A 25,949-nucleotide genomic window follows, 5' to 3' on the forward strand; every position below is an offset into this window, starting at 1 on the left:
CGCGAGGGCTCGACTTCTGTAACTACTAGTATGTACAGTCAGTGTATGAGCACCCCGGAGCGTCTGATCGAGTCCACCCGAGAGCTGCTGTGGGAGCGCGGTTACGTGGGCACCAGCCCCAAGGCCATCCTGGAGCGTTCGGGTGCCGGGCAGGGCAGCATGTACCACCACTTCAAGGGCAAGCCCGACCTCGCGCTGGCCGCGATCCGGCGCACGGCCGCGGAGTTGCGTGCTACCGCCGAGGAAGTACTCGGCGGGCCGGGGACGCCGCACGAGCGCATCGAGGCGTATCTGCTGCGCGAGCGCGAGGTGTTGCGCGGGTGTCCGGTCGGGCGGCTGACGATGGATCCGGACATCATCGCGAGCGACGAGCTGCGCGAGCCGGTGGACGAGACCCTCGACTGGCTGCGTGAACGGATCGCCGGGATCGTCGAGGAGGGCAGGGAGCAGGGGCAGTTCGCGGCTTCGCTCGACGGCGAGGCGATCGCGGCGACGGTCGTCGCCACCGTGCAGGGCGGCTATGTCCTCGCCCGCGCCTCGGGCTCCCCCGCCGCCTTCGACGCGGGCGTCCGCGGACTGCTCTCCCTCCTCTCACCACGGCCTTAGGAGTCCACGCACGTGCACATCACGAGGAAGCGTCCCGACACATGGCAGGGTCCGGCGGAGAACTTCACCGGCACGGTGTGGCTGGACGAGATCGCCGCGCCCGAACCCCCTTCACGGCTGCGGATGTTCAACGTCCACTTCGCCCCGGGCGCGCACACCGCCTGGCACCGTCATCCGCGCGGCCAGGTCCTGCACGTCCTGGAGGGCGAGGGGCTGGTGCAGCGCGAGGGCGGCGAGATCGAGGCGATCCGGGCGGGCGACACCGTGTGGATCGAGCCGGGCGAACGGCACTGGCACGGCGCAGGACCGCGCACCTTCATGACCCACCTCGCGGTCGTGGAGGCCACCGACGACGGCACGACCACGCACTGGGAAGCACACGTCGACACCGCGGAGTACCCCGCCTGAGGAGGCACGCGATGCATGCCATGCAGTACGAACTCACCCTGCCCGCCGACTACGACATGGGCGTGATCCGCGGTCGCGTGGCCCGCGTCGGACATCTCCTCGACGAGTGGGAGGGCCTCGGACTCAAGGCGTACCTGATGCGTGAGCGCGGGGTGCACGGCTCGCCGGTGAACCAGTACGCACCGTTCTACCTCTGGGACACCCTGGCGGGCATGAACTCCTTCCTGTGGGGAGGTGCCTTCCAGAGGCTGAGCGACGACTTCGGGCGGCCGTCGGTCCGGCAGTGGACCGGGCTGGCCCACGAGGAGGGCGGCGCCGCCGGTTCGCCCGCACAGGTCGCCGTACGGAGGCGGCGACCCGTGCCGGACGGAGTGGAGTTGGCGGAGGTCATGGAAGACGCGGTGCGTGAGGCGGGGCGGCTGGCGGCGCAGGACGGGGCGGTGCTCGCGGCAGCCGTCGTGGACTCCAGCCGTTGGGAGTTGCTCCACTTCTCGCTCTGGGCCCATGACACGCCCAAGGCCGACGGCGATGTGTTCCAGGTGCTGCACCTGTCGGCGCCGGGGCTCGCCGGGCTGCCGCGGGGGCGCCGGTGGTGAGCGCGGTCCGTACGGTTGCCGGGGACGTGGGGCCGGAGCGGCTCGGTATGTGCGACGCGCACGACCATCTGTTCTTCGGCAGCCCTCGGTTGCCCGGGCAGGAGTTGCGGGACGTGTCCGCGGCCCGCGCGGAGCTGGCGGCGTTCCGCGCCCAGGGCGGGCACAGCGTCGTGCAGTGGACGCCGTACGGGCTGGGGAGACGGGCCGCCGACCTGCCGCCGCTGTCCCGGGAGACGGGGGTCCTGATCGTGGCCGCGACCGGGCTGCACCAGGCCGTCCACTACGACGACCGGACCCTGAGGGAACTGGGCGACAGGCTCGCCGAGGTCTTCGTCGCCGAACTGACCGACGGGATCGGCACATCGGGCGTCCGCGCCGGACTCATCAAGGTCGCCGGCGGTTTCCACGCCCTCGACGCACACGCCCGCTGGACGATGACCGCGGCCGCCGAGGCACACCACGCGACCGGTGCGCCGATCGCGGTCCACCTGGAGCTGGGCACCGGCGCGCTCGACGTACTGGACCTGCTGTGCGGCGGATTGGGCGTCGCGCCGAACCGGGTGATCCTGGGCCATCTGAACCGCTCCCCCGACCTCGTGGTGCACCGGCAGGCCGCGGCGACCGGCTGCTACCTGGCCTTCGACGGTCCCTCACGCGCGAACCACGCCACGGACTGGCGCATGCCGGACGCCGTACGGGCCCTTGCCGAGGCGGGCCACGGCGATCGACTACTCCTGGGCGGCGACACGACGACCGCGGCGGCCCGTTCGGTCAACGGCGGTCCCGGGATGCCGTATCTGCTGCGCCGGGTACGGCCGCGACTGGCGGCGGAACTGGGCGCCGAACTGGTCGAACGCATCATGAGCGAGAATCCTGGGCGGGCCCTCGCCGTCGAGTGGCACTGACCGGAGAAAGCGGGAGTACGGATGGCACTGGAGATGCGCGAGAGATGCGAACGCTGTGAGACGGCCGCGCTGCCACCGGACGCCCCGGCCCGCATCTGCTCGTACGAGTGCACCTTCTGTGTGCCCTGCACCGAGGCGATGCAGGGCATCTGCCCCAACTGCGGCGGCGAACTGGTCCCCCGGCCGCGGAGGACCTAACCCTTCGAACCCGGCTTCCAGTCCTGGGCGAGGAGCCCGAGCAGCACCTCGTCGAGGAACTCGCCCATCACCCAGGCCGAGGAGCGCAGCACGCCCTCGCGGACGAAGCCGTTGCGCTCGGCCGAGCGCAGCATCGCGGCGTTGTCCGACAGCGTCTCGATCTGGAGCCGATGCAGGCCGCGCACGATGAAGCCGTAATGGCACAGCACCGCGACCACGTCGGTGCCGTAGCCCTGGCCGCGAGCGGACGGACGCAGTCCGAGGCCGATGTGCGCGAACCGGTTGTGGTTGTCGATGCCCCACAGGGTGGCGGTGCCGATCAGGGTGCCGCCGTCCAGCTCCACCACGGAGAACGGAACGTGCCCTTCCTGCTCGTCGTCCACCACGAGCCGCGAGTCCTTGGAGCCCGGCGAGATCGGCCGCCACGGCCGGCCCTCGGCCCGCGCGGAGTTGGCCACGTCGTCGTAGAGCTCGGTCCGCAGGATCGGGATGTCGTCCTCGTGGCGGGCCCTGAGCCCGACCTTGGTGCCTTTGAGCATGCAGGCTTCCTATCCGACCGGGAGCACCGACCACAAACCATTTCCTCCTACGCCACCGAGATGTCCACCGACGGCCTCAGCTTGGCCGCCGCGGCCAGGGCGTCGTGCACCGGGTGGGCGTCGAAGGCCGCCAACAGGACGGTGTCCGCCGGGAGTCCGGCGGCCGGGAAGGCGATCTGCTCGTAGGCGCTCTGGAAGCGCGGGCCCCGGCGGCGGGCGCCGAGGCGGGCCGTGCGGGAGCAGTTGTCGACCATGTGGGCGACGTCGCGGGCGTGCATGTAGGGCATGGTGCGCGACCGGCTGTCGGTCGTCGCGGCGGATCCCGCGCCGGAGCCGTTCCCCATCGGGCTGTGTGTACGGCGGGCCGATCTGCGCCGACCGCTGGTGGCCGCGCTGTGGAGCCTCACGGCGCCCTGAGCCCGCCCGGGTTCAGGGCTCCCTGCGGTCCAGGCGCCCGATACGGGCCATGTTCTCCCGGTCCTCGGCGTCCTCGCTCGCCTCGGCGGTGAACCAGGCGTCGAGGATCTCCTTGAGCAGCGGCTCGGAGGTCAGGCGCAGACTGAGGGCGAGGACGTTGGCGTCGTTCCAGCGGCGGGCGCCGTCCGCGGTGTAGGCGTCGGTGCACAGGGCGGCCCGTACGCCCGGGACCTTGTTCGCGGCGATCGACGCGCCCGTGCCGGTCCAGCAGCACACGACCGCCTGGTCCGCCGCTCCGGTGGCGACGTCCCGGGCCGCCGCCTCCGAGCACGCCGCCCACTGGGGGTCGGAACCGGGGTGCAACGCCCCGTGGGCGGTCACTTCGTGACCGCGTGCGCGCAGCTCGGCGACGAGGCCGCGGGCCACGGGTTCGTCCATGTCCGAGGAGACGGAGATCCGCATGCCCCCGAGCCTACGCGCCGAGCGCGCGGGCGAGCAGGGCGCGGCGGTTGTGGGTGCCCGTCTTCGCGAACACCGACTTCAGGTGGTCCTGCACGGTGTGTTCGGAGACGTGCATGGTGGCGGCGACCGTACGGCTGTCGCCGCCCTTGGCGAGCAGGCCGACGAGTTCGGTCTCCCGGGCGCTGAGGGCGTGGGCCCGGCAGAAGACGGACAGCCGCTCGGCGGGTGCGGACTCCTCGATGGTGACGGCGACGGCGCCTTCCATGCGCGCGGCGCGCAGGGTCAGCCAGAGTCCGTCGGCGAGGTGGACGCGGGCCCGTGCCGGATGGTCGTCGACCCCGGCCTCCACGGCCAGGAGCTGGGCGGCGACGTTGTAGGCGCCGGCCGGCACGGTCGGGCGGCCGTTCTCCGGAGGGACCAGGACACGCAGGTAGGCGTGGGTGCCCGGGGTCTGGCCGACGACCCCCATGTCGGGCGAGAGCACCAGCACCAGGGGTTCGGAGCGGGGCTCGTGGGGCGGTCGCACGACGAAGGTGGCGGCCTGGCTGCGGCGCAGCGCCGTCGTGATCGGGACCGTGAGGTCGGCGAGGAGAGCCGCCTCCGCCGGGGTGAAGTCGCGGTCGCGGCGCCACAGGTCGAGGAAGCCCCAAGTGCCGTGGCGGTCCCGGAAGACCGCCGAGGCGATGTCGCGGATGCCGTGCCGGCGCAGGAGCTCGTTCCAGAGCGGGCTCGCCGAGCGGTCGGGGAGGTCGCTGAGCAGGGCGGCGTCCCTCAGCTCCGTCCAACGGTTCGCCCGTGTCAGGTACTTGAGGCGGATCGCCCGGGGCAGCTCCCGCAGGACGGGGACGTCGGCGATCGGGGCACAGCCCACCGAGGTCTCCGGGTCGGTGAGGAGGAAGGCGTACGCGTCGAACCCGATGGTGGCGCGGAGCTCGTCGAGGAGCCGCAGACGCAGTTCCCGGGCATCGCCGCCCGCCTCGCACAGCCGCACGACGCGGTCCCGTCCGGACATGGTCCGAGCGTATCCCCATATTTCTGGGATGTACGGCGGTGTGCGGTCCGGCGCAGCCTGGTGACGAGCGCCGAGGAGGAAGCATGCCGACCCTGCACATCGAGCATCCGATCACGGACTTCGCCACCTGGAAGACGGCCTTCGACCGCTTCGCGGCCGCGCGCGCCGACGCGGGCGTGAGGCGCCATCGCGTCCAGCGGCCCGTCGACGACCCCGCCTATGTCGTCGTGGACCTCGACTTCGACGACGTGGCGGCTGCCGAGCGGTTCCTGGGATTCCTGAAGTCGACGGTATGGGCCTCGCCCGGGAACGCCCCGGCGCTGGCCGGGGCGCCTCGGACGCGGATCCTGGAGACCGCCGAGGATCACCAGGGCAGCGAGCCGTCGACGTCGACATAGCGGCCGGTCGGGCCGTCGGGGCCCAGCCGGGCCATGCGGACGATGATCTCGGCGCCCTGCTCGACGGACTGGGTGCCCGTGCGGCCGTTGAGGTCGGTGGCGGTGAAGCCCGGCTCGACGGCGTTGATACGCATCTCGGGGAACGCCTTCGCGTACTGCACGGTGATCATGTTGACCGTGGTCTTGGAGGCCGGGTACGCCAGGGCCGGGTAGAAGTGCGCCGGTGAGTCCGGGTCGGACAGCCGGGACAGCGAGGCCAGGCCGCTGCTCACGTTCACGACGACGGGGGCCGCGGACCGCCGGAGCAGCGGCAGGAAGGCGTGGGTCACACGGACGACGCCGAAGACGTTGGTCTCGAACACCGTGCGCATCTCGTCGGCGGTGGTGTCGGCGGCGGCCGGGATGGCGTTGTTCTCGCCCCGGACCTCGATGCCGGCGTTGTTGACCAGGACATCGAGCCCGCCCTCGGCCTCGATGGTCTTCACGGCGGCCTGGACGGAGGCGTCGTCGGTGACGTCGAGCTGGACGAAGCGGGCGCCGAGCCGTGCGGCGGCGTGGCGGCCGCGTTCGGCGTTCCGGGCGCCGATGTAGACGGTGTGACCTGCGGCGACGAGTTGGCGGGCGGCCTCGAGGCCCAGGCCCTTGTTGGCTCCGGTGATGAGTGTCGTAGTCATGGATCCACCGTCCCGCCGGACCGGCGGGACAGCCAGAAGACCCTTCTTCCTGGGACTGGCAGTACCAGGCACGGTGTCGGCCGACGCGGTTGACTGGAGGCATGACGACGACGGAGCTGGGGCGGGCGCTGCGGCGCTGGCGCGACCGGGTCGCCCCCGGGGCCGCGGGGCTGCCGTCCGGTGGTCAGCGGCGGGCGGCCGGGCTGCGGCGCGAGGAACTGGCGCTGCTGGCGGGAATCTCGGTCGACTACGTCACCCGTCTCGAGCAGGGCCGGGCGGCCAGTCCGTCGGGACAGGTCGTGGAGGCGCTGGCGCGGGCGCTGCGGCTGTCGGGGGACGAGCGGGGTTATCTGTTCCGGCTGGCCGGGCTGGTGCCGCCGGGTCCCGAGACGGTGCCCGGGTACATCACGCCGAGCGTGCAGCGGCTGCTTGACCGGCTGGTGGGCACCCCCGTCGGGGTCTCCGACGCGGCGATGACCCTGCTCGTGGCCAATCCGATGTACGCGGCGCTGATGGGCGACCCCTCCGGTCTGCGCGGCTTCGAACGCAACGGGGTGTGGCGCAACTTCCTCGGCGCGCCCGGCCGGGTCCGGCACACTCCCGAGGAGCGGCGCGCTTTCGAGGCCGGCATGGTCGCCGAACTGCGCTCGACCGCCTCGCGGTATCCCGCCGACCCGCAACTGCGGCGCCTGATAGCGGAGTTGCGGGCGGGCAGCGAGCGGTTCGCCGAGCTGTGGGACGCCGGTGCGGTCGGCCGGCTGGAGGCTTCGCGCAAGACGATCGAGCATCCGCAGGTGGGCCCGGTGACGTTGGACTGCGATCTGCTCCGGGTCGAGGGCAGCGATCTGCACATCCTCGTCTACTCGGCCGAACCGGGCACCGAGGCCGCCGAGAAGCTGGAGTTGGTCTCCGTGCTCGGCATCCAGTCACTGGCGGGTTAGCGCCCCCAGCGGGTCGTCCAGCACCGGCTGCCACGCCAACTCGGCGGCACCGACCAGGCTGTTGTGGTCGAGGGTGCACGCGAGGATCGGTACGCCGCCGCTCTGCCCCCACAGGCTGCGGTCGGCGACGACCGCGCGCAGCCGGTGCGGGTCGGCGTCGAGGAGGGTGCGGTGCAGGCCGCCGAGGATGATGCGGTCCGGGTTGAGGATGTTCACCAGGCCCGCGAGGCCCAGTCCGAGGCGGTCGATGAGGGCCTCGGTGGCGGTGCGGACGGCCGGGTCGTCGTAGTGGTCGCGGATCAGTTCGTTGGACTGCTGGAGCAGGGACACCTCGGGTCCGGGCGCGCGGCCCACGGCGTCGAGGAAGGCGAGCGGGTCGGCCTCGACGTCCAGGCAGCCGCGGCTGCCGCAGTGGCAGGGACGGCCCTCGGGGTTGACGGTCAGGTGGCCGACTTCGAGCGCGAGGCCCGAACTGCCGGTGTGCAGACGGCCGTCGAGGACCAGCGCCCCGCCGACGCCCCGGTGCCCGGTGGCCACGCACAGCAGGTCGCGGGCGCCGCGGCCCGCGCCGTGCCGGTGCTCGGCGAGCGCGGCAAGGTTGACGTCGTTGCCCGCGAAGGCCGGTCCGGCGATCCCGGCGGCACGGACGCACTCCGCGAAGATCCGGCGGACGGGGGCGCCCACGGGCCAGGCCAGGTGCAGCGGGTTCAGCGCGGTCCCGTCGGGCTCGGCGACGGCGGAGGGGACCGCGAGACCGGCGCCCACGCAGCGCAGACCGGTGGTACGCAGCAGCTCGGCGCCCGCCTCGACGACCGAGGCGAGGACCTTCGCCGGGTCGGCGTCGACGGTCTCGCAGCCGGGTGCGGTGGCGACGATCCGTCCGCCCAGGCCGACCAGCGCCGCCCGGAATCCGTCGGCGTGCACCTGCGCGGCGAGGACGACGGGGCCTTCCTCGGCGATCGCGAGCCGGTGCGAGGGCCGGCCCTGCGAACCGGCGGCCGCGCCGGGCCGGGCGTCGACCCGGATCAGCCCGAGGGCCTCCAGTTCGGCGGCGACCGCGCCGGCAGTGGCGCGCGTCACTCCGAGTTCGGCGGTGAGCACGGCACGGGTGGGGGCGCGTCCGGTGTGCACGAGCTCCAGAGCGGGCCCGAGCGCACCGCGTCCCCGGTCCAACCGCGTCCTCGAGGTCGTTCCTTCCCCCGTCGGCCGGGGGTCCGCCTTGCCGCTCATGAGGGCGAGTCTCCCATGATCCGCTGTGCCGCCGTCCTACCGGCCACTGACTCTGAGCGTGATGTTCAGCCGCCCGGCCAGCCCCAACTCCGGGGGCGCGGTACCCGGGTACACCTTCGGCACCCCGTGGTGAGCGAGCCGCGAGGGCCCGCCGAACACGAACAGGTCGCCGCTGCGCAGCTCGACGTCCGTGTACGGCTTCGCCCGCGTCTCGGTGTTGCCGAACCGGAAGACACAGGTGTCGCCGAGGCTCAGGGAGACCACCGGGTCGTCCGCCCTCTCGTCGCTGTCGCGATGCATGCCCATGCGGGCGTCGCCGTCGTAGAAATTGATCAGTGCGATGTCGTACGACGGTGAGGACGCCCCGGGTGCGCTCCCCGCCGTGGCAGAGGGCGCCCCGAACGCGTCCCGCACCGCGCTGCGGCCCAGCTCCCCCAGCCACTCGGGGAACGGCTTGACCGGGGCGCCGTCGCCGTCGACGACGGTGCGGGCGTAGGCGTACGGGTACCAGTGCCAGCCCAGACAGACCTGCCGGGCCGTCATCGTGCCGCCGCCGGGGGTGCGGACCGAACGCAGCCCCGCCGGGGGGCGGGCCCACTCGCGGCAGGCCCCCAGCAGCTCGTGCTGCCGGCCCGCGTCGAGCCAGTCCGGCAGGTGCACCGCGCCCGGCGCGACCTCCGTGCGGGGCCTGGGGAACAGCTCGGTGTCCATGAGGCCATCCTGCCCGAACAGTCCTGAGCTGCGGCTCCGCTAGCCTGGACCCACGATGAACGACCGTATGGCGACGCCCTGGGGCCAGCTCGCGCTGGCCCGTTTCCCCGAGGACCCGCGTGACAGGCTTCGTGCCTGGGACGCCTCGGACGAGTACCTGCTGACGCACCTGGCCGAACAGGCGGTCCCGCTGTCCGGCACGGTCGTTGTCCTGGGCGACCGCTGGGGCGCGCTGGCCACGGCGCTCGCCGCGCACCGGCCGGTGCAGATCACCGACTCGTACCTCTCCCAGGAGGCGACCCGGGCGAACCTGGCCCGGGGCGGTGTCGAGACCGGGGCGGTACGGCTCCTCACCACCCAGGACCCGCCGCCCGGCCGGATCGACGTCCTGCTGGTGCGGGTGCCGAAGAGCCTGGCCCTGCTGGAGGACCAGTTGCTGCGGCTGGCGCCCGCGGTGCACGAGGGCACCGTCGTCGTCGGGACCGGGATGGCGAAGGAGATCCACACCTCGACGCTGAAGCTGTTCGAGCGGATCCTCGGACCGACCCGCACCTCGCTCGCCGAGAAGAAGGCGCGGCTCATCTTCTGCACGCCCGGGCCGGCGCCGCGCACGACCACGAGCCCGTGGCCGTACCGCTATGAGCTGCCCGACGGCGTCGGCGCGGTCTCGGGGCGCACCGTGGTCAATCACGCGGGTGTCTTCTGTGCCGACCGGCTCGACATCGGCACCCGGTTCTTCCTCCAGCACCTGCCGGACAGCAAGGGTGCGCAGCGCGTCGTGGACCTGGGCTGCGGCAACGGGGTCGTCGGTACGGCGGTGGCGCTGGCGAACCCCGATGCCGAGGTGCTGTTCGTGGACGAGTCGTTCCAGGCCGTGGCCTCGGCGGAGGCGACGTACAAGGCGAACGGCGTTCCGGGGCATGCCGAGTTCCGGGTCGGGGACGGGCTCGCCGGAGTGGCGGACGGGAGCGCCGACCTCGTGCTCAACAATCCGCCGTTCCACTCCCATCAGACCACCACCGACGCCACGGCCTGGCGGATGTTCACGGGCGCGCACGGCGCACTGCGGCCGGGCGGCGAGCTGTGGGTGATCGGCAACCGTCATCTGGGCTACCACGCCAAGCTGCGCCGGCTGTTCGGGAACAGTGAACTGATGGCCAGCGACCCGAAGTTCGTGGTGCTGAGGGCTGTCAGGAAGTAGCCGCGTCAGCCCAGCACCCGGATGATCTCCGCCACGGCCCGCGCCATCGCCGCCCGCCCCACACCCAGGTACTTGCGCGAGTCGACCGCCTCGGGGTGGGCGGTGAGGAACTCGCGTATGGCGCCGGTCATGGCGATGTTGAGGGCGGTGCCGATGTTGACCTTGGTGATGCCGCCCGCGACGGCGGCGGTCAGTTCGTCGTCCGGCAGACCCGACGAGCCGTGCAGGACGAGCGGTACCTCCAGCGCGCCGGAGAGGCGGGCGAGGAGGGCGTGGTCGAGGGTCGCGGTGCGGGTGGTCATCGCGTGCGAGCTGCCGATGGCGACGGCGAGAGCGTCCACGCCGGAGTCGGTCACGAAGGTGCGGGCCTCGGCGGGGTCGGTGCGGGCGCCGGGCGTGTGGGCGTCGAGCGGAGGCTCGCCGTTCTTGCCGCCGACCTCGCCCAACTCCGCCTCGATCCAGAGGCCTTGGGCATGGGCCCAGTCCGCTGCGGCACGGGTGGCGGCGAGGTTCTCCCGGTAGGGCAGGTGGGCTGCGTCGTACATCACGGAGCTGAATCCGGCGTCCGCGGCCTGCCGCAGGAGGGAGTCGCTGCGGACGTGGTCCAGGTGCAACGCGACGGGGACGGCGGCACGTTCGCACGCGGCGACGGCGGCGCGGGCGAGGGGTTGCAGTCGTCCGAGGCGGAACTTGACGGCGTTCTCGCTGACTTGGAGGACGACGGCGGCGTCAGCCGACTCGGCGCCGGCGACGACCGCCTCGACATGTTCGAGCGTGACGACGTTGAACGCGGCGACGGCGCGGTGCGCGGCGGCGGCCCGCGCGACGAGCTCGCCGGTGGTCACCAGAGGCACGGCTGCTCCTACGAACCGGCGAGGATCACGGAACGGGTGAGATGGCGTGGCCGGTCCGGGTCGAGCCCCCGGTCCGCGGCGACGGCCACGGCGAGCCGCTGGGCGCGGACCAGTTCGGCGAGCGGGTCGAGACCGCCCGCGACCCACAGTCCGCCGGTCTCCCGCACCTGTTCGGCCAGTCCCTCGGGCGCCTCGCCGAGCATCCAGGTCGCGGTCCCCCGGGTGGTGATGCTGATGGGGCCGTGCCGGTACTCCATCGCCGGGTAGGCCTCGGTCCAGGACAGTGCCGCCTCGCGCATCTTCAGCCCGGCCTCGTTGGCCAGCCCCACGGTCCAGCCGCGGCCGAGGAAGGTGAACTGCGTGCAGTCGACGAGTCCGTCCGGCAGCGGGGCGGCGAGTGCGGTGCGGGCGTCGGCGACGACGGCGTCGGTGTGCAGCCCGAGGTGGGCGCGGAGCAGGGTCAGGGCGGTGGTCGCGAACCGGGTCTGCACGACGGACCGTTCGTCCGCGAAGTCGAGCACGACGACGTCGTCGGCGGCCCGCATGACCGGCGTGTGCGGGTCGGCGGTGAGGGCCGTGGTACGGGTACGGCCCTTCAACCGCCGGAGCAGTTCCAGCACTTCGGTGGTGGTTCCGGAGCGGGTGAGGGCGAGGACACGGTCGTACGGGCGGCCGTGCGGGTACTCCGACGCGGCGAAGGCGTCCGTCTCGCCCTGGCCCGCGCCCTCGCGCAGCGCCGCGACGGACTGCGCCATGAAGTACGAGGTGCCGCACCCCACGATCGCGACCCGCTCCCCCGGCGCCGGCAGCACGGCGGCATGGTCCGGCGCCTCGGCCGCCGCGCGGATCCAGCACTCGGGCTGACTGACCAGCTCGTCCTCGACATGCGTCATGTCGCGGTCCCTCCCCGTCAACGAACACCGCGGTGATTGTTTCTGCAAGATATAGCGAGTTTTCGAGCAGAATCAAGCATTCACGTGACATCGGGGTGCGCTAGGGTCACGGGGAGATCGAGGAATGGAGGGCGCGAATGTCCCGCGACGCCCGCTGGAAGTCGCTGCTGGAACTGCTCGTGGAGCGCGGCCGGCTGGACGTCGAGGAGGCCGCCGCCGAGCTGCAGGTCTCGTCCGCCACGATCCGCCGCGACTTCGACCAGCTGGCCGAGCAGCAGATGCTCGTGCGCACCCGGGGCGGCGCGGTCGTGCACGGGGTGTCCTACGAGCTGCCGCTGCGCTACAAGACGGCCCGGCACGCCTCCGAGAAGCAGCGCATCGCCCGGGCCGTCGCCGGTCTCGTCACCCCCGGCACAGCCGTGGGCCTCACCGGCGGCACGACCACCACCGAGGTGGCCCGCGCCCTGGCCGTGCGCCCTGAGCTGGCATCCGGCTCCCCCGCGCTCACCGTCGTCACCAACGCGCTGAACATCGCCAACGAGCTGGCCGTACGCCCGCAGTTCAAGATCGTGGTGACCGGCGGGGTGGCGCGTCCGCAGTCGTACGAGCTCATCGGGCCGCTCGCCGACGGGGTGCTGAGCCAGATCACCATCGACGTGGCGGTGCTCGGGGTGGTCGCCTTCGACGTCACGCACGGCGCGGCCGCGCACGACGAGGCCGAGGCCGCCATCAACCGGCTGCTGTGCGAGCGCGCCGCGCGGGTGATCGTCGCCGCCGACTCCAGCAAGCTGGGGCAGCGCGCCTTCGCCCGGATCTGCGGCTCCGACGCGGTGGACACGCTGGTCACGGACACGGCGGCCGACGAGGGCGCCGTGCGGTCCTTCGAGGAGGCGGGGGTCCGGGTCGTCGCGGTCTGAGTCCGTTCGCAGCACCTGCCGGGCCGAACCGACCTAGGGTGGTTGCAGGGAGGCCGCGATGAGCGCAACACCTTTGGACCAGCCGGACCAGCCGTATCTGCCGATCGCCGAGCACGGGCTGATCGGCGACCTGCGGAGCGTGGCGCTGGTGGGCACGGACGGCACGATCGACTGGTACTGCTGCCCGGCCTTCGACGCCCCCAGCGTCTTCGCCTCGATCCTCGACGCGGAGCGCGGCGGCTCCTTCCAGCTCGCCGCATCGGTGCCCGCGAAGACGAAGCAGTTCTACTTCCCCGACACCAACGTCCTGATCACCCGCTTCTTCACCGAGGACGGCGTCGGCGAGGTGCAGGACTTCATGCCGGTGGACGGCGAGTCGGCCGAGACCGAGCGGCACCGGCTGATCCGGCGGGTGGTGTGCGTACGCGGCTCCATCCCGTTCCGCACCCGCGTCGCCCCGCGGTTCGACTACGGCAGGCAGCCGCACGCCGTGCGCATGGCCGGAGACGTCGCCGTCTTCGAATCGGCACAGCTTTCGCTCGGCCTGACCGCGACCGTGCCCCTGGAGACCGACGGCCAGGACGCCCGTGCCGACTTCAAGCTCGCCGAGGGCGAGTCGGCGGTGTTCGCGCTGGACCAGGTCGGTGGTGAGGTGACCCCGCGCAGATGCGCCCGCACCGAGGCCGAGGAGCAGTTCAGCAGCACGGTCGCCTACTGGCGCCGCTGGCTCTCCGCCTCCAAGTACCGGGGCCGGTGGCGGGAGATGGTGCACCGCTCGGCCCTCACCCTGAAGCTGCTCACCTACGCGCCGACGGGCGCGATCGTGGCCGCGCCGACCACGAGCCTGCCCGAGCAGCTGGGCGGGGAACGCAACTGGGACTACCGGTACGTGTGGGTGCGGGACGCCGCGTTCTGCGTGTACGCCCTGCTGCGGCTCGGTTTCACCGGCGAGGCCGAGGCGTTCATGAACTTCGTGACCAAGCACATCAGTCCGGGCGACGGCAAACCCTCCGGACCGCTGCAGATCATGTACGGCATCGACGGCCGCACCGACCTGACCGAGATCGAACTCCCCCACCTCGAAGGGCATCAGGGCTCCGCGCCGGTGCGGATCGGCAACGCCGCGGCGGACCAGCTCCAGCTGGACATCTACGGCGCGCTGATCGACTCGATCTACCTCTACGACAAGTGGGCCAAGCCGATCTCCAGCGACCAGTGGGACGACGTGTGCGCCCTGGTGGAGTGGGTGTGCGCGCACTGGGACCAGCCCGACGAGGGGATCTGGGAGACCCGGGGCGGCCGCAAGAACTTCCTCTACTCACGTCTCATGTGCTGGGTGGCGATCGAGCGGGCGATCCGCATGGCGAACCGCCGTGGTCTGCCGGCCGATCTGCCGCGCTGGCTGGAGTGCCGGGACACGATCTACCGGCGGATCATGAGCCGCGGCTGGTCCGAGACCCGTAAGGCGTTCGTGCAGCACGAGGACGGCGACGTGCTGGACGCGGCCGTCCTCATGATGCCGTTGACGAAGTTCATCGCCCCGACCGACCCCAAGTGGCTGTCCACCCTGGACGCGCTCACCCAGGAGCTGGTCTCCGACTCCCTGGTCTACCGCTACGACCCGCTGGCCAGCCCCGACGGACTGCGCGGCGACGAGGGCACGTTCTCCATCTGCTCCTTCTGGTACGTCGAGGCGATGGTGCACGCCGGCCGGGTCGACGAGGCACGGCTCGCCTTCGAGAAGATGCTCACGTACGCCAACCATCTGGGCCTGTACGCCGAGGAGATCAGCCACACCGGCGAGCAACAGGGCAACTTCCCGCAGGCGTTCACGCATCTCGCGCTCATCAGCGCGGCGTTCAACCTGGATCGCGCGCTGGGCTGAGCACGGTCACGGCGGCAGGCGCCGCCAGAGGTTCAGGTCGCGCTCCTCGCCGAAGGTGTCGCTCGAGCGTGGAGCGTTGCTCGGATCCGGGTCAGTGGCCGTGGCCGCCCTCGTCGGTATGCGTACCTGCCTGCGCTCCGGTCCTGACCGTGAACGCCGCCGTGTGCACCTGACCTTCGTGCTTGAAGTCCAGGAACAGGCGGTACGAGCCCTCGCTCGGCGCCGTGGCGGTGAAGGAGATGCCCGGGCCCGACGCGGTCTTCCCGTCGCCCGGTTCACCGTTGGGGTGGACATGGAGGTAGGCGAGGTCGCCGGAGCGCAGGGCGACGAGGTGGCCGTAGGCGCCGAGGTAGGGCTGGAGGTCGGTGACGGGCCTGCCGTCACGGGAGACCGTCAGCTTGACCTCGCTCTCGCCGCCCGGGCGCAGGCCGCCGCTCAGCTCGACCTCGTAGCCGTCCGTCTCGGCTGTGGCGTCCGGCGCGGGAAGCCGCTGTGGCGCGTAGGAGCCCGAGGCCGCCAGGTCCGCGCCGAGAGTGAGGTTCTCGGCGCCCTTCTTCGCCGGGGTGAAGTCGGCGAAGACGCGGTAGCCGCCGGCGCGGGGCAGTTCGACGGGGATGCTCCAGGTGCCGTCGGCGGCGCGGGTGGGGTGCAGATGGCGGTAGGTGACCAGGTCGCGTGAGGCGACGATGAGGTGGAGTTCCTTCTCGTGCTCACGCCGGTACGCGGTGACGGCACGGCCGCTCGCGTCGCGCACGGCGAACCGCAGCTCGGCTCGCTGCCCTGCGGCGACACTCGGGGTCTGCAGGTCGAGGGTGTAGCCGCCTTCGGAGATCTGCAGGCCCCCGGGCGCGTGGCCGGCGCCTCCGGCATCCGCGGCGCCGCCGCCGTCCGGCGACTCTTCGTGACTTTCGTGACGCACGGGCGCACTCTCCGTGACGAACGGGTCGATGCCCTTGCCCACTCCGTACGCGGTGCCGAACGTCGCGGCCAGTGCTGCGGCGAACGCGGAGATCTTGAGTCCTGCGTGCATGGCCAGCTCCTGGAGAAACACGGCCTCCTGCCTGGGATACGAGGCCTCGATGCAGCTGACAATACCCCTAGGGGGTATGAAGTCAACCCCTTCGCACCACTTGCCTTTGATACCCCCCATGGGTATACAGGAATACGTGCCGCAGATACCCCTGCCCCGTATTCCACAAGGAGTAGCGATGACCACCACCGCGACCGGAGCCCCTGCCGAGGTAGAACTCGCCATCGGCGGCATGACCTGCGCCTCGTGCGCCGCGCGCATCGAGAAGAAGCTGAACCGCATGGCCGGGGTCACCGCGACCGTCAACTACGCCACCGAGAAGGCCAAGGTCAGCTACGGCGGCGAGGTCAGCGTGCGGGACCTGATCGCGACCGTCGAGAAGACCGGGTACACCGCGCAGGAACCCGTACCGGAGGAACCCTCGGACGAACCGGTGGACCATGAACTCCGTTCGTTGCGCGAGCGGTTGGTCACCGCGGCGCTCCTCGCCGTCCCCGTCGTCGCGATGGCCATGATCCCGACCCTGCAGTTCGAGTACTGGCAGTGGCTCTCGCTGACCCTCGCCGCGCCCGTGGTGACGTACGCCGCATGGCCCTTCCACAAGGCGGCGTTCACCAACGCGCGGCACGGCGCGGCGACGATGGACACGCTGATCTCCGTCGGCACGCTGGCCGCGTTCGGCTGGTCGCTGTGGGCGCTGTTCCTCGGGACCGCGGGGACGCCGGGCATGACGCACCCCTTCGAGCTGACGATCGCTCGCGGTGACGGTGCCGGGAACATCTACCTGGAGGCCGCCGCGGGGGTCACCGCCTTCATCCTGGCCGGGCGGTACTTCGAGGCGCGGTCCAAGCGGAAGGCGGGCGCGGCGCTGCGGGCACTGCTGGAGCTGGGCGCGAAGGACGTCACCGTGCTACGGGCCGACGGCAGTGAACACACTGTTGCGGTGAGCGAGTTGAAGGTCGCCACCCACTTCGTCGTCCGCCCGGGCGAGAAGATCGCGACCGACGGGACCGTCATCGAGGGCTCGTCGGCGGTGGACGCGTCGATGCTGACCGGCGAGTCCGTGCCGGTGGAGGTCGCCCAGGGTGACGCGGTCGCCGGGGCCACGGTCAACGTCGGCGGACGGCTTGTCGTCGCGGCGACCCGGGTCGGCGCGGACACGCAGCTGGCGCGGATGGCGAAGCTGGTGGAGGACGCGCAGAACGGGAAGGCCGCGGCCCAGCGGCTGGCGGACCGGATCTCCGCCGTGTTCGTGCCCGTCGTGATCGCCCTCGCGCTGGGCACCCTCGGCTTCTGGCTCGGCAACGGGGCCGGTCTGACAGCCGCGTTCACCGCCGCGGTCGCCGTGCTGATCATCGCGTGCCCGTGCGCCCTGGGGCTGGCGACGCCGACCGCGCTGCTGGTGGGTACGGGGCGCGGCGCGCAGCTCGGGATTCTCATCAAGGGTCCGGAGGTCCTGGAGTCCACGCGCAAGGTCGACACCGTCGTCCTCGACAAGACGGGCACGGTCACCACGGGCCGGATGACGCTGCTGGCCGTGCACACCGCGGACGGTACGGGGGAGGCCGACGTGCTGCGGCTGGCGGGCGCGTTGGAGCACGCCTCGGAGCATCCGATCGCCCGGGCGGTGGCCGACGGGGCGCTGGAGAAGCTGGGTGCGCTGCCCACACCCGAGGACTTCGCGAACGTGCCGGGGCTCGGGGTGCAGGGCATCGTCGAGGGCCACGCGGTACTCGTCGGCCGGGAACGGCTGTTGGGCATGGGGGTCCCCCCGCTCGAGCGCAGCCGAGAGTGGGGGAGGGCGATGGAACTGCCCGTGGAGCTGGCCCGGTTGAAGGCGGAGGCCGAGGCGTCCGGTCGTACGGTCGTCGCGGTCGCCTGGGACGGCGAGGCGCGGGCGGTCCTCGAGGTGGCCGACGCGGTGAAGGAGACCAGCGCGGAGGCGATCACGCGGCTGCGGGCGCTCGGTCTGACCCCGATCCTGCTGACCGGTGACAACGAGGCGGTGGCGCGGGCCGTCGCCCGCGAGGTCGGTATCGCACCGCAGGACGTGATCGCCGAGGTACTGCCGCAGGACAAGGTCGATGTCGTCAAGCGGCTTCAGGGCGAGGGCCGTTCGGTCGCGATGGTCGGTGACGGCGTCAACGACGCGGCCGCGCTCGCCCAGGCGGACCTGGGGCTGGCCATGGGCACGGGCACGGACGCGGCGATCGAGGCCGGTGACCTGACCCTGGTCCGCGGCGACCTGCGCGCGGCGGCGGACGCGATCCGGCTCGCCCGCCGGACCCTCGGCACGATCCGGTCCAACCTGTTCTGGGCGTTCGCCTACAACGTGGCAGCGCTGCCGCTGGCCGCGGCGGGCCTGCTGAACCCGATGCTGGCCGGAGCGGCGATGGCGTTCTCGTCGGTGTTCGTGGTGGGGAACTCGCTGCGGCTGCGGTCGTTCACAGCAGCCGAGTGAGCGGGGTGGGGGGGCCCCCCCCGGGGGGGGGGCCCCCCCCCCCCCACCCCCCCCACGAAAAGGGCGACACCCCCCCCCCGGGCGCGGGGGGGGGGGGGGGGGGGGGGGGGCCGGGGGGGGGGGGGGGGGCCCCCCCCCCCCCGGGGGGGGGGGGGGCCCCCCCCCCGGGGGGGCCCCCCCCACCCCGGTGAAGTCAGCCCAGCTTCTTCAGGAGCTCCACGGCCAGCGGGGCCGAGGACGCCGGGTTCTGGCCGGTGACCAGGTTGCGGTCGACCACGACGTTCGGCACCCACGGCTCGCCCACCTGGACCTGGACGCCGGCCTCGGTCAGCCGGTCCTGGAGGAGCCACTTGGCCTTGTCGGCGAAGCCGGCCTGGGTCTCCTCGGCGTTGGTGAAGGCGGCGATCCGGTACCCGGCGAAGGAGTTGCCTCCGTCGGGCTTGACCGCGGCGAGCAGCGCGGCCGGGGCGTGGCAGACGACGCCGAGGGGCTTGCCGGACTCCAGGGCGCTGGTGAGCAGTTCACCGGAGTCGGTATTGACCGCGAGGTCCTCCATGGGGCCGTGGCCGCCGGGGTAGAACACGGCGGCGTAGTCGTCCAGGTGCACGTCCTCGAGGCGGATCGGGTTCTGGAGCTCGGTCGCCGCGGCGATGACGCCCGCGATCCGGTCGGCGTTCTCCTGGCCGCCGTTGACCTCGGCGGCCAGGCTGCCCTTGTCGACGGTGGGGACGACGCCGCCGGGGGTGGCCACGGTGATCTCGTGACCGGCGGCCTTGAAGGCCTCGTAGGGGGCCACGGCCTCCTCGCCCCAGAAGCCGGTGGGGTGCTGCGTGCCGTCGGCCAGCGTCCAGTGGTCGGCGCCGGTGATTACGAAGAGGATCTTTGCCATGCTCCGACGGTAAGTCGATCCACCCATAAGAATCCAATAGGCTCACGTATGTGAGAGATAGGGAATCCAATCACCACTCGATCGCGGCACCGCTGGACCTGAATCTGCTCCGCACGTTCCTGACCGTGTACCGCACCGGCTCCTTCACCGCCGCCGCCCGGCTCCTCGGACTGTCCCAGCCCACGGTCACCACCCAGATCCGCGCCCTGGAGCGGCAACTGGGCCGCGAGCTGTTCGAGCGGATGGCCCGCGGTGTCGCGCCCAGGCCTTACGCGGACGAGCTCGCCGCCCGGATCACCGAGCCCCTGGACTCGCTCGCCACGGCCACGGGAGCGGACGACGCCCCGGCCGAGCCCGTGCACCTCGCCGGCCCGGCCGAGTTCCTCACCGTCTCCGTCCTGCCCGGCATCGCGCCGCTGGTGGAGTCGGGCGTACGGCTGCGCGTGACCCCGGGTCTGACCGAGCCGCTCCTGGACGATCTGCGCGCGGGCCGCCACGACCTGGTGATCGCCACCTTCCGGCCGCGCGGGCGCACGCTGACCTCGGTGGCCCTCAACGACGAGGAGTTCGTGCTGGTAGCCGCCCCCGAGCGAGCGGAGCGGATCGGCTCTCCGGCCAGGATCGCGGCGGAAGGGGCGGCCGCGCTGCACGGCGTCCCCCTGGTCGCGTACGCCGAGGACCTCCCCATCGTGCGCCGCTACTGGCGGCATGTCTTCGGCAAGCGCCTGGCGCGTGACCCCGCGGTCACGATGCCCGACCTCAACGCGGTGAAGGCGGCGGTCATGGGCGGGGCGGGGTTCTCGGTGCTCCCCCGCTATCTGTGCGCGGCCGAACTGGCCTCGGGCGCGCTCGTCCTGCTCCACGATCCGGACGACCCGCCCATCAACACCGGCTTCCTCGTGCAGCGCCCGGGCGCCTCGGGCAATCCTCACGTGGCCCTGGTCCGCGATCACCTGCTGAGAGCCGCCCGGAACTGACGGCTAGAGCTTGAGGAACGACGAGCGCGGGCCCTCCAGAGTGGCGTCCATACGGGCCACCTGCCCCTGCGTGAACATGAACATCCCGGCGTCGTCGGTGTAGTCCATGTAGTTCACGAACATGTCCCCGTCGGGCGCGTTGTTGCACGTCACATGGGGGAACGTGGGTGTGCCGAAGTTGGGGCCGCCCGCGTTGGGGGTGTCCGCGACGAAGTCGCTGCCGCTGCAGCCCTGTCCGTCGTCGCCCCAGATGTGGAACAGGTTGAGCCAGTGGCCCACCTCGTGGGTCGCCGTGCGACCGAGGTCGAACGGGGCCCTCGCCGTACCGGTCGTACCGACGAAGGGGTGGGCGATGACGACGCCGTCGGTGGCGGCCGGGCCGCCCGGGAACTGGGCGTAGCCGAGAATCTCGCCGACGGTGGGGTCCTCGAGGCGCGGGGCCACCCAGAAGTTGAGGTACCGGTCGGCGGGCCAGGCGTCCCGTCCGCCGCTCGCCGTGAACTTGATCGCGTCGTCCATCCCGAAGGTGTCCGTCCCGATCCGGGTGCGGGTGATGCCGTTGGTGGGCAGGCCCTCGGGGTCCTGGGAGGCGAGCCGGAACTCGATACGGCAGTCGGCGGCGAGGGGCTGCCAGACCGCGGGCACCTTCGACACGTCCGGGTTGAGCATCCGGTAGTCCTGGTTCAGGACGTCGATCTGGCTGGCGATCTGGTCGTCGCCGATGTCCTGCTCGGAGGTGCGGTGGACGACGTGCACCACGACGGGGATCACCGTCACACCGACGCGGGCCGGCGTCTCCAGACCCTGCTCGAAGGCGAAGGCCCGGTTCTCCACCTCGTCCCGCGCCACGGCGTACGAGGGGTCCTCGGTCAGCAGCCGCCGGTGCACCGGCATCGTGCCGCAGACACGGTGTGCGGGGGTGGGGGTGGTCTCGTCGGTCTCGTTCTCGGGCACGTCGCACCGCCTGGAGATGGCCGCACCGCATCGGCGCGGAGGGGAGGGTGGAGCGGGCCCGTTGAGGTTTACCGTAGGGCGACGGAACGGACACGGTAAGCAGAATCGCAAATTCCGCCGTAAGTACGGCGTTCGCTTCCGTATCGGTTCAACCTGCCACAGATCAGGAGGTGCCCGGCCATGAGCGGTCCGCCGCCGGAACTGATCGGAACATGGGTGCACGCGTACGAGGAGGACTCCCCCGGCGTCTCGGTGTACCGCCCCGCGGGCTATCCGCTGCCGCCCGCACGCGGCCGCCGGGGGCTGGAGTTCGCCGCGGACGGCACCTTCACCGACCACCCCCTCGGCCGCGCCGACGCACCCGGACGGCGCACCGGCCGCTGGGCGACGGCGGACGCGGAGGGGCATCGGCTCGCGCTCAGCGTCCCTGGCGCGGACCGCCAGTTGGAGGTTCTGTACGTCGACGATCAGGTGCTCAAGGTGCGGGCCCTCGACTGATCACGGCCGCGGGGCGGGCGGGCGTTCACTCTGGCACGGTGACCTTCAACAACGTCTGGAGCGCCTCGTCGGACTCGTTGAGCTCGGCCCAGACCGTCTTGCCATGGGAGGCGTGGCGGGTGCCCCAGTGCTCGGCGAGCTGGGCGACCAGGAACAGTCCGCGGCCGCCCTCGTCGAAGGTGCGGGCCCGGCGCAGGTGCGGGGTGGTGCCGCCGGCGTCGGAGACCTCGCACAGCAGGCCCCGGTCGTGGATGAGGCGCAGCTGGATAGGGGGCCGGCCGTGGCGGATGGCGTTGGTGACCAGTTCACTGACGACCAGTTCGGTGCTGAAGTCGAGCTCCTCCAGCCCCCAGATCCTCAGTTGCCGGGCGACGGCGGCCCGGGCCCGGCCGACGGCGGCGGGGTCGGCCTCCAGATCCCAGGTGGCGACCTGACGGACGCCCAGGGCGTGGGTGCGGGCGAGGAGAAGGGCGACGTCGTCGTCCGGGCGGGTCGGCAGCAGGGCCTCCAGGACGGAGTCGCAGGCGGCCTCCAGGGACGGGCCGGCCTCGGCGAGGGCGCCGCGCAGCAGGGCGAGGCCCGTCTCGACGTCGTGGTCGCGGGCCTCGATCAGTCCATCGGTGTAGAGGGCGAGGAGGCTGCCCTCGGCCAGGTCGACCTCCGCCGCCTCGAAGGGCAGGCCGCCCAGACCCAGCGGCGGGCCCGGCGGCAGGTCGAGGAGGTCGACGGTGCCGTCGCGGGTCACCAGGACCGGCAGCACATGACCCGCGCGGGCCAGGGTGCAGCGGCGGGAGACGGGGTCGTAGACGGCGTAGAGGCAGGTCGCGCCGATGTCGCCGGCGAGCTCGCCGTCCGGGTCTCCGGCAGCCTCGGCGGACAGGCGCAGGACGATGTCGTCGAGGTGGGTGAGGAGTTCGTCGGGTGGCAGGTCGAAGTCGGCGAGGGTGCGTACGGCGGTGCGCAGCCGGCCCATGGTGGCGGCGGCGTGGATGCCGTGGCCGACGACGTCGCCCACCACCAGGGCGACCCGGGCGCCGGAGAGCGGGATGACGTCGTACCAGTCGCCGCCCACGCCGAGCCGGTCGCCGGCGGGCAGATAGCGGCAGGCGACCTCTACGGCGGACTGCTGCGGCATGTGCTGCTGGAGCAGGCTGTGCTGGAGGGTGAGGGCGGTGGCGCGGGCGTGGGTGTAGCGGCGGGCGTTGTCGACGGCGACCGCGGCCCGCGCGGCGATCTCCTGGGCGAGCAGCAGGTCCTCGTCGTCGTAGGGGTCGGCGATGCGGTGACGGACGAACTGGGCGACGCCGAGGGTCGTGCCGCGGGCGCGCAGCGGCACGACCAGGGTCGAACGGTCCCGGTAGGGCTCTCCGGTGGCCAGGGCCCGGGCCGGTGGCGATCCGTCCGGGCAGGTGTGGAGCCGCGGTTCCCGCGCGTGCGGTCGCTGGGCGATCCGGCGCAGGACGGGCGGGCCCGTCGTCGGGACGTCGTGTCCGTGCAGGACGGAGTCGAGCAGGTCCACGGTCACGCGGTCGGCGAAGTGCTCGACGGCGAGGTCGGCCAGTTCCTGGGTGGTGCGGGTGATGTCCAGCGTGGTCCCGATGCGCAGGCCCGCCTCGTTGACCAGGGAGAGGCGTGCCCGCAGCCGGTGTTCCCGCTCCTCCTGGTAGGCCAGGACGCCGTACTCGGACGTGCGGTCCACATAGCCGGTCCCGGTCGCCAGCAGCTCGCGGGTCGCGGCGCTGAGCAGTTCGGCGTCGTCGGTGAGCCGCGGCAGCTCCTGGAGCAGCCGGTCCAGGACGACGCCCTGGCCGAGGCGGAAGGCCCGCAGCAGCGTGCTGACGGGGATGCCGTGCCGGGCGAACCGGCGGGCCCGTTCGATCTCCGCGGCCGGCGGTTCGATGCCGCTCGGCTCGACGGCGTGCTCCAGGCCGTCCAGTACGGCGACGACATGGTGGGCGATGTTCGCCGAGGCCATGACGTCGGGGTCGTCCCACAGCTCGGGGACCTCGTCGCGCAGACACTCCTCGACATCACGGATCAGCCCGTCCGCCGCCCGGCTCAGGGCGTGCGCGGCCCGGGACACGAGACGGTCCGCGGTGACGTCCACTCTTACGACGGTACGCCGCTCGCCGTCGCGTGGGGGCCGCTTCCGGGTCGGAGTGCGGGATTCCGTGATAGGGACTCTGCAGCTGTGGTGATCGACAGGTGGGGGCACCGTGTTCGGCAGGGTTTCGGCGGCTGTGGTGGTGGTCTGCGTGCCGGCGCTGGCGGGCTGCGCTTTCGAGGGCAGCGGGAGTACGGCGGCCGAGGCGACGGAGACCGAGGTGAGTGCCCCGTCCACGCCCGCCTCGTCACCCGAGCCGGCCTCCGCGTCCCCGAGTGCGAGTCCGACTGCCGGTCCGGGCGCGAGCGCGAGCCTGTCGCCGACACCGGTGCCCGTCAGGAGTCCGGGGCAGACACTGGTGTCCATGAACATCAGCGGCGGCTTCGCCGGGGTCGGCCGGTCGGTGGTCCTGCGGGGCGACGGCACGGTGCACGCCAGGGACGACCGCGAGGGCTCGGTGGTGCGACGGACGACCGCCGCCGAGTTCAGGGAGCTGCGCCTGCTCCTCGGCGATCCGGCGCTGGACGACGTATCGGACTTCACGATGAACATGAGTGCCGCGGACATGTTCCAGTACGAGGTCCGCTTCGAGGGCCGCACCGTCCGTACGGACCGCTCCGCCGAGCAGCCGCCCCTCGACGCGCTCATCAGCGCCCTGAGCGCGTTTCTGCCGAAGGGCTGAGCACCGTACTCCGAGGCAAGTACGCGCGGTTACTCCCGCCGTCAGACGCCTCGGGAGCCCCGGCCCGGCACCGTGGCCCGGGTGAAACTGATACGTCCCGCCCGCCGGGCCTCCCTCGTCGTCCATGTCACCGCCTCCGCCGGCTGGCTCGGGCTCACGCTCGGGCTGCTGGCGCTGGGGATCACCGCGGCCACCACCGGGTCGGCGGTGACCGTCGAAGCCTCCGTCCGGACCATGAAGCTGTTCGCGGACTGGCTGCTGCTCCCGCTGGCGTTCCTCACGCTCCTCAGCGGCCTGCTGCTCTCGCTGGGCACCCAGTGGGGTCTGGCGCGGCATCGCTGGGTCTGGACGAAGTTCTGGCTGACCCTCGCCACGACCACCGCGACGGTCTTCGCGCTGCGCCCCGGGGTGAACTCCGCGGTCGCGGCCGTCGCCGCGGGCGGACCGCTGCCCGACGCCGGCGACGTGCTGTTCGGGCCGATCGTGTCCCTGTCCGCCTACGTCTTCATGACGGTGATCTCGATCCTCAAGCCCTGGGGCCTCACCCGACGGGGCCGCAGGCTCAGGGCGACTCCCCGGCCCGCACCCGCGCCAGCACGTCTCGAATCATCTCGGCGCTGATCATGAAGTGCTCGCGGGCGGTCTCCGCCGCCCGCTCGGGCTCCCCCGCCGCGATGGCCTCGTACAGGGCCGTGTGCCCCTGGCCGGCCCGGTGGTGGTGGGAGCGCTCGCCCCTGCCCCAGGGTTCGATCGGGAAGCCGAGGCTGATCCGGGTGAGCAGGTCACGGCTGAGCAGGGCGATCTGCGGATTGCGGGTGGCCGCGCAGACGGCCTGATGGAACGCGCTGTCGGCGGCCTGTTCCTCGCGGGGGGTGTCGGCCGCCAGGTGCGCGGCCAGCGCCTCCCGCATCGGCTCCAGGTCTTCCGGCCGTCGGCGCCGCGCTGCCGTCGCGGCCACCATCCCCTCCACCAGCCCGCGCAGGTCGAAGAGTTGCTCGAACTCCTCCCAGCGGGGCAGCAGCGTGCGGCGGACCGCGGCGCCGGAGGACTCGCTCCAGCTGTCGCGGACGAAGGCTCCCCCGTTGCGGCCCCGGCGGATCTCGATGACGCCGAGGGCCTGGAGGCGGGCGACGGCCTCGCGCACGGTGGGCCGGCTGACGTGCAGCAGTGTGGTGAGTTCGCGCTCGGCGGGCAGCCGTTCGCCCGGCAGGAAGTCGCCGACGGCGATCGCGGTGAGCAGCCGGTCGGAGACCTCGTCGACCGCCGAGGTCACGCGCACCGGGCGCAGGGCCGACGACGCGTTGCCGCCGAGCAGGACCCGGTCGAGCACCCGGGAGAACTCGTCCCCCGGCTCAGGTGCGGATGTCAGTTGTCCTCCTCCGGATCGCCGCTTCTGTTAACGCGCGCGGTCCACGTGAATGCGTCGTTACGTCTTCCCCAGGCGCCACTAAAAGGTCTTGTGCGCTGACCTTTTACGCCTCCACTATCTCATCCATCCCCGTCACAC

The 25,949-nt window shown here is 72.3% G+C and carries 28 protein-coding genes and 2 pseudogenes; 16 read left to right on the plus strand and 14 right to left on the minus strand.

The genetic code is table 11. The annotated features are described in order from the left end of the window. Nucleotides 1–45 precede the first annotated feature (45 nt). The 5 genes from ACIOHP_RS21935 to ACIOHP_RS21955 are packed head-to-tail and all read left to right on the plus strand — an operon-like array spanning nucleotide 46 to nucleotide 2,713. The gene (locus ACIOHP_RS21935; protein WP_401889833.1) at nucleotides 46–606 is read left to right on the plus strand and encodes a TetR/AcrR family transcriptional regulator; all 561 of its coding nucleotides are present in this window, start codon (nucleotides 46–48) and stop codon (nucleotides 604–606) included. 12 nt (nucleotides 607–618) lie between these two features. Beyond that, nucleotides 619–1,014: a cupin domain-containing protein gene (locus ACIOHP_RS21940; RefSeq protein ID WP_401889836.1), complete on the plus strand. Its 396-nt coding sequence runs from the start codon at nucleotides 619–621 to the stop codon at nucleotides 1,012–1,014. An 11-nt stretch (nucleotides 1,015–1,025) separates the two neighbouring features. Next, nucleotides 1,026–1,610 carry a DUF4865 family protein gene (locus tag ACIOHP_RS21945; RefSeq protein WP_401889839.1) on the plus strand — a complete coding sequence of 195 codons (585 nt, stop codon included), beginning with the start codon at nucleotides 1,026–1,028 and terminating at the stop codon, nucleotides 1,608–1,610. Next, nucleotides 1,607–2,515: a phosphotriesterase gene (locus tag ACIOHP_RS21950; RefSeq protein ID WP_401889842.1), complete on the plus strand. Its 909-nt coding sequence runs from the start codon at nucleotides 1,607–1,609 to the stop codon at nucleotides 2,513–2,515. The genes ACIOHP_RS21945 and ACIOHP_RS21950 overlap by 4 nt, the downstream gene beginning before the upstream one ends. Before the next feature lie 21 nt (nucleotides 2,516–2,536). Next, nucleotides 2,537–2,713, plus strand: a complete 177-nt coding sequence (locus tag ACIOHP_RS21955; protein ID WP_401889845.1) for a DUF1272 domain-containing protein — start codon at nucleotides 2,537–2,539, stop codon at nucleotides 2,711–2,713. Here the strand turns inward: ACIOHP_RS21955 and ACIOHP_RS21960 are convergent. Together ACIOHP_RS21960 and ACIOHP_RS21965 are read right to left on the minus strand one after the other, a co-directional pair. Beyond that, nucleotides 2,710–3,252, minus strand: a complete 543-nt coding sequence (locus ACIOHP_RS21960) for a GNAT family N-acetyltransferase (protein WP_401889847.1) — start codon at nucleotides 3,250–3,252, stop codon at nucleotides 2,710–2,712. The two genes, ACIOHP_RS21955 and ACIOHP_RS21960, sit on opposite strands and share 4 nt — an antisense overlap. A 47-nt stretch (nucleotides 3,253–3,299) precedes the next feature. Further along, nucleotides 3,300–3,539, minus strand: a pseudogene (locus ACIOHP_RS21965) (ketol-acid reductoisomerase); the annotation flags it as partial. A 1-nt stretch (nucleotide 3,540) separates the two neighbouring features. On the opposite strand from ACIOHP_RS21965, the pseudogene ACIOHP_RS21970 reads away from it, so the two are divergent. After that, nucleotides 3,541–3,669, plus strand: a pseudogene (locus tag ACIOHP_RS21970) (transcriptional regulator); the annotation flags it as partial. Nucleotides 3,670–3,681: 12 nt separating this feature from the next. Here ACIOHP_RS21970 and ACIOHP_RS21975 read toward each other — a convergent pair. Further along, entirely contained in the window at nucleotides 3,682–4,131 is a 450-nt protein-coding gene (locus ACIOHP_RS21975; RefSeq protein WP_401889850.1) for an RpiB/LacA/LacB family sugar-phosphate isomerase, read from the minus strand. Between the two features lie 10 nt (nucleotides 4,132–4,141). Further along, nucleotides 4,142–5,143 (minus strand): LuxR C-terminal-related transcriptional regulator, encoded by a 1,002-nt coding sequence (locus ACIOHP_RS21980; protein WP_401889852.1) that lies wholly within the window; start codon nucleotides 5,141–5,143, stop codon nucleotides 4,142–4,144. A gap of 83 nt (nucleotides 5,144–5,226) precedes the next feature. Here ACIOHP_RS21980 and ACIOHP_RS21985 point away from each other — a divergent pair, with 83 nt between their 5' ends. Further along, nucleotides 5,227–5,541, plus strand: coding sequence for a hypothetical protein (locus ACIOHP_RS21985; RefSeq protein WP_401889854.1), 315 nt, complete (start codon nucleotides 5,227–5,229; stop codon nucleotides 5,539–5,541). On the opposite strand, the gene ACIOHP_RS21990 is transcribed toward ACIOHP_RS21985, so the two are convergent. Beyond that, nucleotides 5,508–6,215 (minus strand): SDR family NAD(P)-dependent oxidoreductase, encoded by a 708-nt coding sequence (locus tag ACIOHP_RS21990; RefSeq protein WP_401889856.1) that lies wholly within the window; start codon nucleotides 6,213–6,215, stop codon nucleotides 5,508–5,510. The genes ACIOHP_RS21985 and ACIOHP_RS21990 overlap by 34 nt on opposite strands. A 101-nt stretch (nucleotides 6,216–6,316) precedes the next feature. On the opposite strand from ACIOHP_RS21990, the gene ACIOHP_RS21995 reads away from it, so the two are divergent. Then, nucleotides 6,317–7,156, plus strand: coding sequence for a helix-turn-helix transcriptional regulator (locus ACIOHP_RS21995; protein ID WP_361543848.1), 840 nt, complete (start codon nucleotides 6,317–6,319; stop codon nucleotides 7,154–7,156). Here the strand turns inward: ACIOHP_RS21995 and ACIOHP_RS22000 are convergent. After that, nucleotides 7,142–8,386 (minus strand): ROK family protein, encoded by a 1,245-nt coding sequence (locus ACIOHP_RS22000; RefSeq protein ID WP_401889859.1) that lies wholly within the window; start codon nucleotides 8,384–8,386, stop codon nucleotides 7,142–7,144. The genes ACIOHP_RS21995 and ACIOHP_RS22000 overlap by 15 nt on opposite strands. 36 nt (nucleotides 8,387–8,422) lie before the next feature. After that, nucleotides 8,423–9,097 carry an alpha-ketoglutarate-dependent dioxygenase AlkB family protein gene (locus tag ACIOHP_RS22005; RefSeq protein WP_401889861.1) on the minus strand — a complete coding sequence of 225 codons (675 nt, stop codon included), beginning with the start codon at nucleotides 9,095–9,097 and terminating at the stop codon, nucleotides 8,423–8,425. A gap of 67 nt (nucleotides 9,098–9,164) precedes the next feature. Here ACIOHP_RS22005 and ACIOHP_RS22010 point away from each other — a divergent pair, with 67 nt between their 5' ends. Beyond that, the gene (locus ACIOHP_RS22010; RefSeq protein WP_361544644.1) at nucleotides 9,165–10,298 is read left to right on the plus strand and encodes a methyltransferase; all 1,134 of its coding nucleotides are present in this window, start codon (nucleotides 9,165–9,167) and stop codon (nucleotides 10,296–10,298) included. Between the two features lie 5 nt (nucleotides 10,299–10,303). On the opposite strand, the gene ACIOHP_RS22015 is transcribed toward ACIOHP_RS22010, so the two are convergent. Next, nucleotides 10,304–11,152 carry a ketose-bisphosphate aldolase gene (locus tag ACIOHP_RS22015; RefSeq protein WP_401889864.1) on the minus strand — a complete coding sequence of 283 codons (849 nt, stop codon included), beginning with the start codon at nucleotides 11,150–11,152 and terminating at the stop codon, nucleotides 10,304–10,306. An 8-nt stretch (nucleotides 11,153–11,160) separates the two neighbouring features. Next, entirely contained in the window at nucleotides 11,161–12,045 is an 885-nt protein-coding gene (locus ACIOHP_RS22020; RefSeq protein ID WP_401889867.1) for an SIS domain-containing protein, read from the minus strand. Between the two features lie 137 nt (nucleotides 12,046–12,182). On the opposite strand from ACIOHP_RS22020, the gene ACIOHP_RS22025 reads away from it, so the two are divergent. Then, on the plus strand, nucleotides 12,183–12,962 hold the full coding sequence (locus ACIOHP_RS22025; RefSeq protein WP_401889870.1) for a DeoR/GlpR family DNA-binding transcription regulator: 780 nt from the start codon (nucleotides 12,183–12,185) through the stop codon (nucleotides 12,960–12,962). 58 nt (nucleotides 12,963–13,020) lie between these two features. Continuing rightward, nucleotides 13,021–14,847 (plus strand): glycoside hydrolase family 15 protein, encoded by a 1,827-nt coding sequence (locus ACIOHP_RS22030; protein ID WP_401889873.1) that lies wholly within the window; start codon nucleotides 13,021–13,023, stop codon nucleotides 14,845–14,847. A gap of 91 nt (nucleotides 14,848–14,938) precedes the next feature. On the opposite strand, the gene ACIOHP_RS22035 is transcribed toward ACIOHP_RS22030, so the two are convergent. Next, nucleotides 14,939–15,877 (minus strand): hypothetical protein, encoded by a 939-nt coding sequence (locus tag ACIOHP_RS22035; RefSeq protein ID WP_401889876.1) that lies wholly within the window; start codon nucleotides 15,875–15,877, stop codon nucleotides 14,939–14,941. Nucleotides 15,878–16,055: 178 nt separating this feature from the next. Between ACIOHP_RS22035 and ACIOHP_RS22040 the strand changes: the two genes are divergently transcribed. Beyond that, a complete protein-coding gene (locus tag ACIOHP_RS22040) occupies nucleotides 16,056–18,338 on the plus strand; it encodes a heavy metal translocating P-type ATPase (RefSeq protein WP_401889879.1) in 2,283 nt (760 codons plus the stop codon). Nucleotides 18,339–18,531: 193 nt separating this feature from the next. Here the strand turns inward: ACIOHP_RS22040 and ACIOHP_RS22045 are convergent, their stop codons facing one another. Further along, entirely contained in the window at nucleotides 18,532–19,227 is a 696-nt protein-coding gene (locus ACIOHP_RS22045) for a type 1 glutamine amidotransferase domain-containing protein (protein WP_361557458.1), read from the minus strand. Nucleotides 19,228–19,277: 50 nt separating this feature from the next. Here ACIOHP_RS22045 and ACIOHP_RS22050 point away from each other — a divergent pair, with 50 nt between their 5' ends. After that, nucleotides 19,278–20,204 (plus strand): LysR family transcriptional regulator, encoded by a 927-nt coding sequence (locus ACIOHP_RS22050; RefSeq protein WP_401889882.1) that lies wholly within the window; start codon nucleotides 19,278–19,280, stop codon nucleotides 20,202–20,204. A 3-nt stretch (nucleotides 20,205–20,207) separates the two neighbouring features. Here the strand turns inward: ACIOHP_RS22050 and ACIOHP_RS22055 are convergent, their stop codons facing one another. Then, nucleotides 20,208–21,158: a zinc metalloprotease gene (locus tag ACIOHP_RS22055; RefSeq protein ID WP_401889884.1), complete on the minus strand. Its 951-nt coding sequence runs from the start codon at nucleotides 21,156–21,158 to the stop codon at nucleotides 20,208–20,210. A gap of 180 nt (nucleotides 21,159–21,338) precedes the next feature. On the opposite strand from ACIOHP_RS22055, the gene ACIOHP_RS22060 reads away from it, so the two are divergent. Further along, entirely contained in the window at nucleotides 21,339–21,656 is a 318-nt protein-coding gene (locus tag ACIOHP_RS22060) for a hypothetical protein (RefSeq protein WP_401889887.1), read from the plus strand. Nucleotides 21,657–21,681: 25 nt separating this feature from the next. On the opposite strand, the gene ACIOHP_RS22065 is transcribed toward ACIOHP_RS22060, so the two are convergent. Beyond that, the gene (locus ACIOHP_RS22065; protein WP_401890072.1) at nucleotides 21,682–23,763 is read right to left on the minus strand and encodes a SpoIIE family protein phosphatase; all 2,082 of its coding nucleotides are present in this window, start codon (nucleotides 23,761–23,763) and stop codon (nucleotides 21,682–21,684) included. Nucleotides 23,764–24,124: 361 nt separating this feature from the next. Here ACIOHP_RS22065 and ACIOHP_RS22070 point away from each other — a divergent pair, with 361 nt between their 5' ends. Together ACIOHP_RS22070 and ACIOHP_RS22075 are read left to right on the plus strand one after the other, a co-directional pair. Beyond that, complete coding sequence (locus ACIOHP_RS22070; protein WP_401889889.1) at nucleotides 24,125–24,442, plus strand: hypothetical protein; 318 nt, start codon at nucleotides 24,125–24,127, stop codon at nucleotides 24,440–24,442. 81 nt (nucleotides 24,443–24,523) lie between these two features. Next, entirely contained in the window at nucleotides 24,524–25,063 is a 540-nt protein-coding gene (locus ACIOHP_RS22075; RefSeq protein ID WP_361557440.1) for a DUF2269 domain-containing protein, read from the plus strand. On the opposite strand, the gene ACIOHP_RS22080 is transcribed toward ACIOHP_RS22075, so the two are convergent. After that, nucleotides 25,005–25,772, minus strand: coding sequence for an FCD domain-containing protein (locus ACIOHP_RS22080; protein ID WP_361557437.1), 768 nt, complete (start codon nucleotides 25,770–25,772; stop codon nucleotides 25,005–25,007). The two genes, ACIOHP_RS22075 and ACIOHP_RS22080, sit on opposite strands and share 59 nt — an antisense overlap. Nucleotides 25,773–25,949: the final 177 nt, after the last annotated feature.

The organism is Streptomyces sp. NPDC087859 (assembly GCF_044742595.1).
In the GTDB taxonomy this organism is placed as follows: domain Bacteria; phylum Actinomycetota; class Actinomycetes; order Streptomycetales; family Streptomycetaceae; genus Streptomyces; species Streptomyces canus_F.

Coding starts and splice junctions, on each gene's coding strand:
- ACIOHP_RS21935 (WP_401889833.1), top strand. CDS start 46: ATGAGCACCCCGGAGCGTCTGATCGAGTCCACCCGAGAGCTGCTGTGG.
- ACIOHP_RS21945 (WP_401889839.1), top strand. CDS start 1,026: ATGCATGCCATGCAGTACGAACTCACCCTGCCCGCCGACTACGACATG.
- ACIOHP_RS21955 (WP_401889845.1), top strand. CDS start 2,537: ATGGCACTGGAGATGCGCGAGAGATGCGAACGCTGTGAGACGGCCGCG.
- ACIOHP_RS21960 (WP_401889847.1), bottom strand. CDS start 3,252: ATGCTCAAAGGCACCAAGGTCGGGCTCAGGGCCCGCCACGAGGACGAC.
- ACIOHP_RS21975 (WP_401889850.1), bottom strand. CDS start 4,131: ATGCGGATCTCCGTCTCCTCGGACATGGACGAACCCGTGGCCCGCGGC.
- ACIOHP_RS21980 (WP_401889852.1), bottom strand. CDS start 5,143: ATGTCCGGACGGGACCGCGTCGTGCGGCTGTGCGAGGCGGGCGGCGAT.
- ACIOHP_RS21985 (WP_401889854.1), top strand. CDS start 5,227: ATGCCGACCCTGCACATCGAGCATCCGATCACGGACTTCGCCACCTGG.
- ACIOHP_RS21990 (WP_401889856.1), bottom strand. CDS start 6,215: ATGACTACGACACTCATCACCGGAGCCAACAAGGGCCTGGGCCTCGAG.
- ACIOHP_RS21995 (WP_361543848.1), top strand. CDS start 6,317: ATGACGACGACGGAGCTGGGGCGGGCGCTGCGGCGCTGGCGCGACCGG.
- ACIOHP_RS22000 (WP_401889859.1), bottom strand. CDS start 8,386: ATGAGCGGCAAGGCGGACCCCCGGCCGACGGGGGAAGGAACGACCTCG.
- ACIOHP_RS22005 (WP_401889861.1), bottom strand. CDS start 9,097: ATGGACACCGAGCTGTTCCCCAGGCCCCGCACGGAGGTCGCGCCGGGC.
- ACIOHP_RS22010 (WP_361544644.1), top strand. CDS start 9,165: ATGGCGACGCCCTGGGGCCAGCTCGCGCTGGCCCGTTTCCCCGAGGAC.
- ACIOHP_RS22020 (WP_401889867.1), bottom strand. CDS start 12,045: ATGACGCATGTCGAGGACGAGCTGGTCAGTCAGCCCGAGTGCTGGATC.
- ACIOHP_RS22025 (WP_401889870.1), top strand. CDS start 12,183: ATGTCCCGCGACGCCCGCTGGAAGTCGCTGCTGGAACTGCTCGTGGAG.
- ACIOHP_RS22030 (WP_401889873.1), top strand. CDS start 13,021: ATGAGCGCAACACCTTTGGACCAGCCGGACCAGCCGTATCTGCCGATC.
- ACIOHP_RS22035 (WP_401889876.1), bottom strand. CDS start 15,877: ATGCACGCAGGACTCAAGATCTCCGCGTTCGCCGCAGCACTGGCCGCG.
- ACIOHP_RS22040 (WP_401889879.1), top strand. CDS start 16,056: ATGACCACCACCGCGACCGGAGCCCCTGCCGAGGTAGAACTCGCCATC.
- ACIOHP_RS22045 (WP_361557458.1), bottom strand. CDS start 19,227: ATGGCAAAGATCCTCTTCGTAATCACCGGCGCCGACCACTGGACGCTG.
- ACIOHP_RS22060 (WP_401889887.1), top strand. CDS start 21,339: ATGAGCGGTCCGCCGCCGGAACTGATCGGAACATGGGTGCACGCGTAC.
- ACIOHP_RS22070 (WP_401889889.1), top strand. CDS start 24,125: ATGAACATCAGCGGCGGCTTCGCCGGGGTCGGCCGGTCGGTGGTCCTG.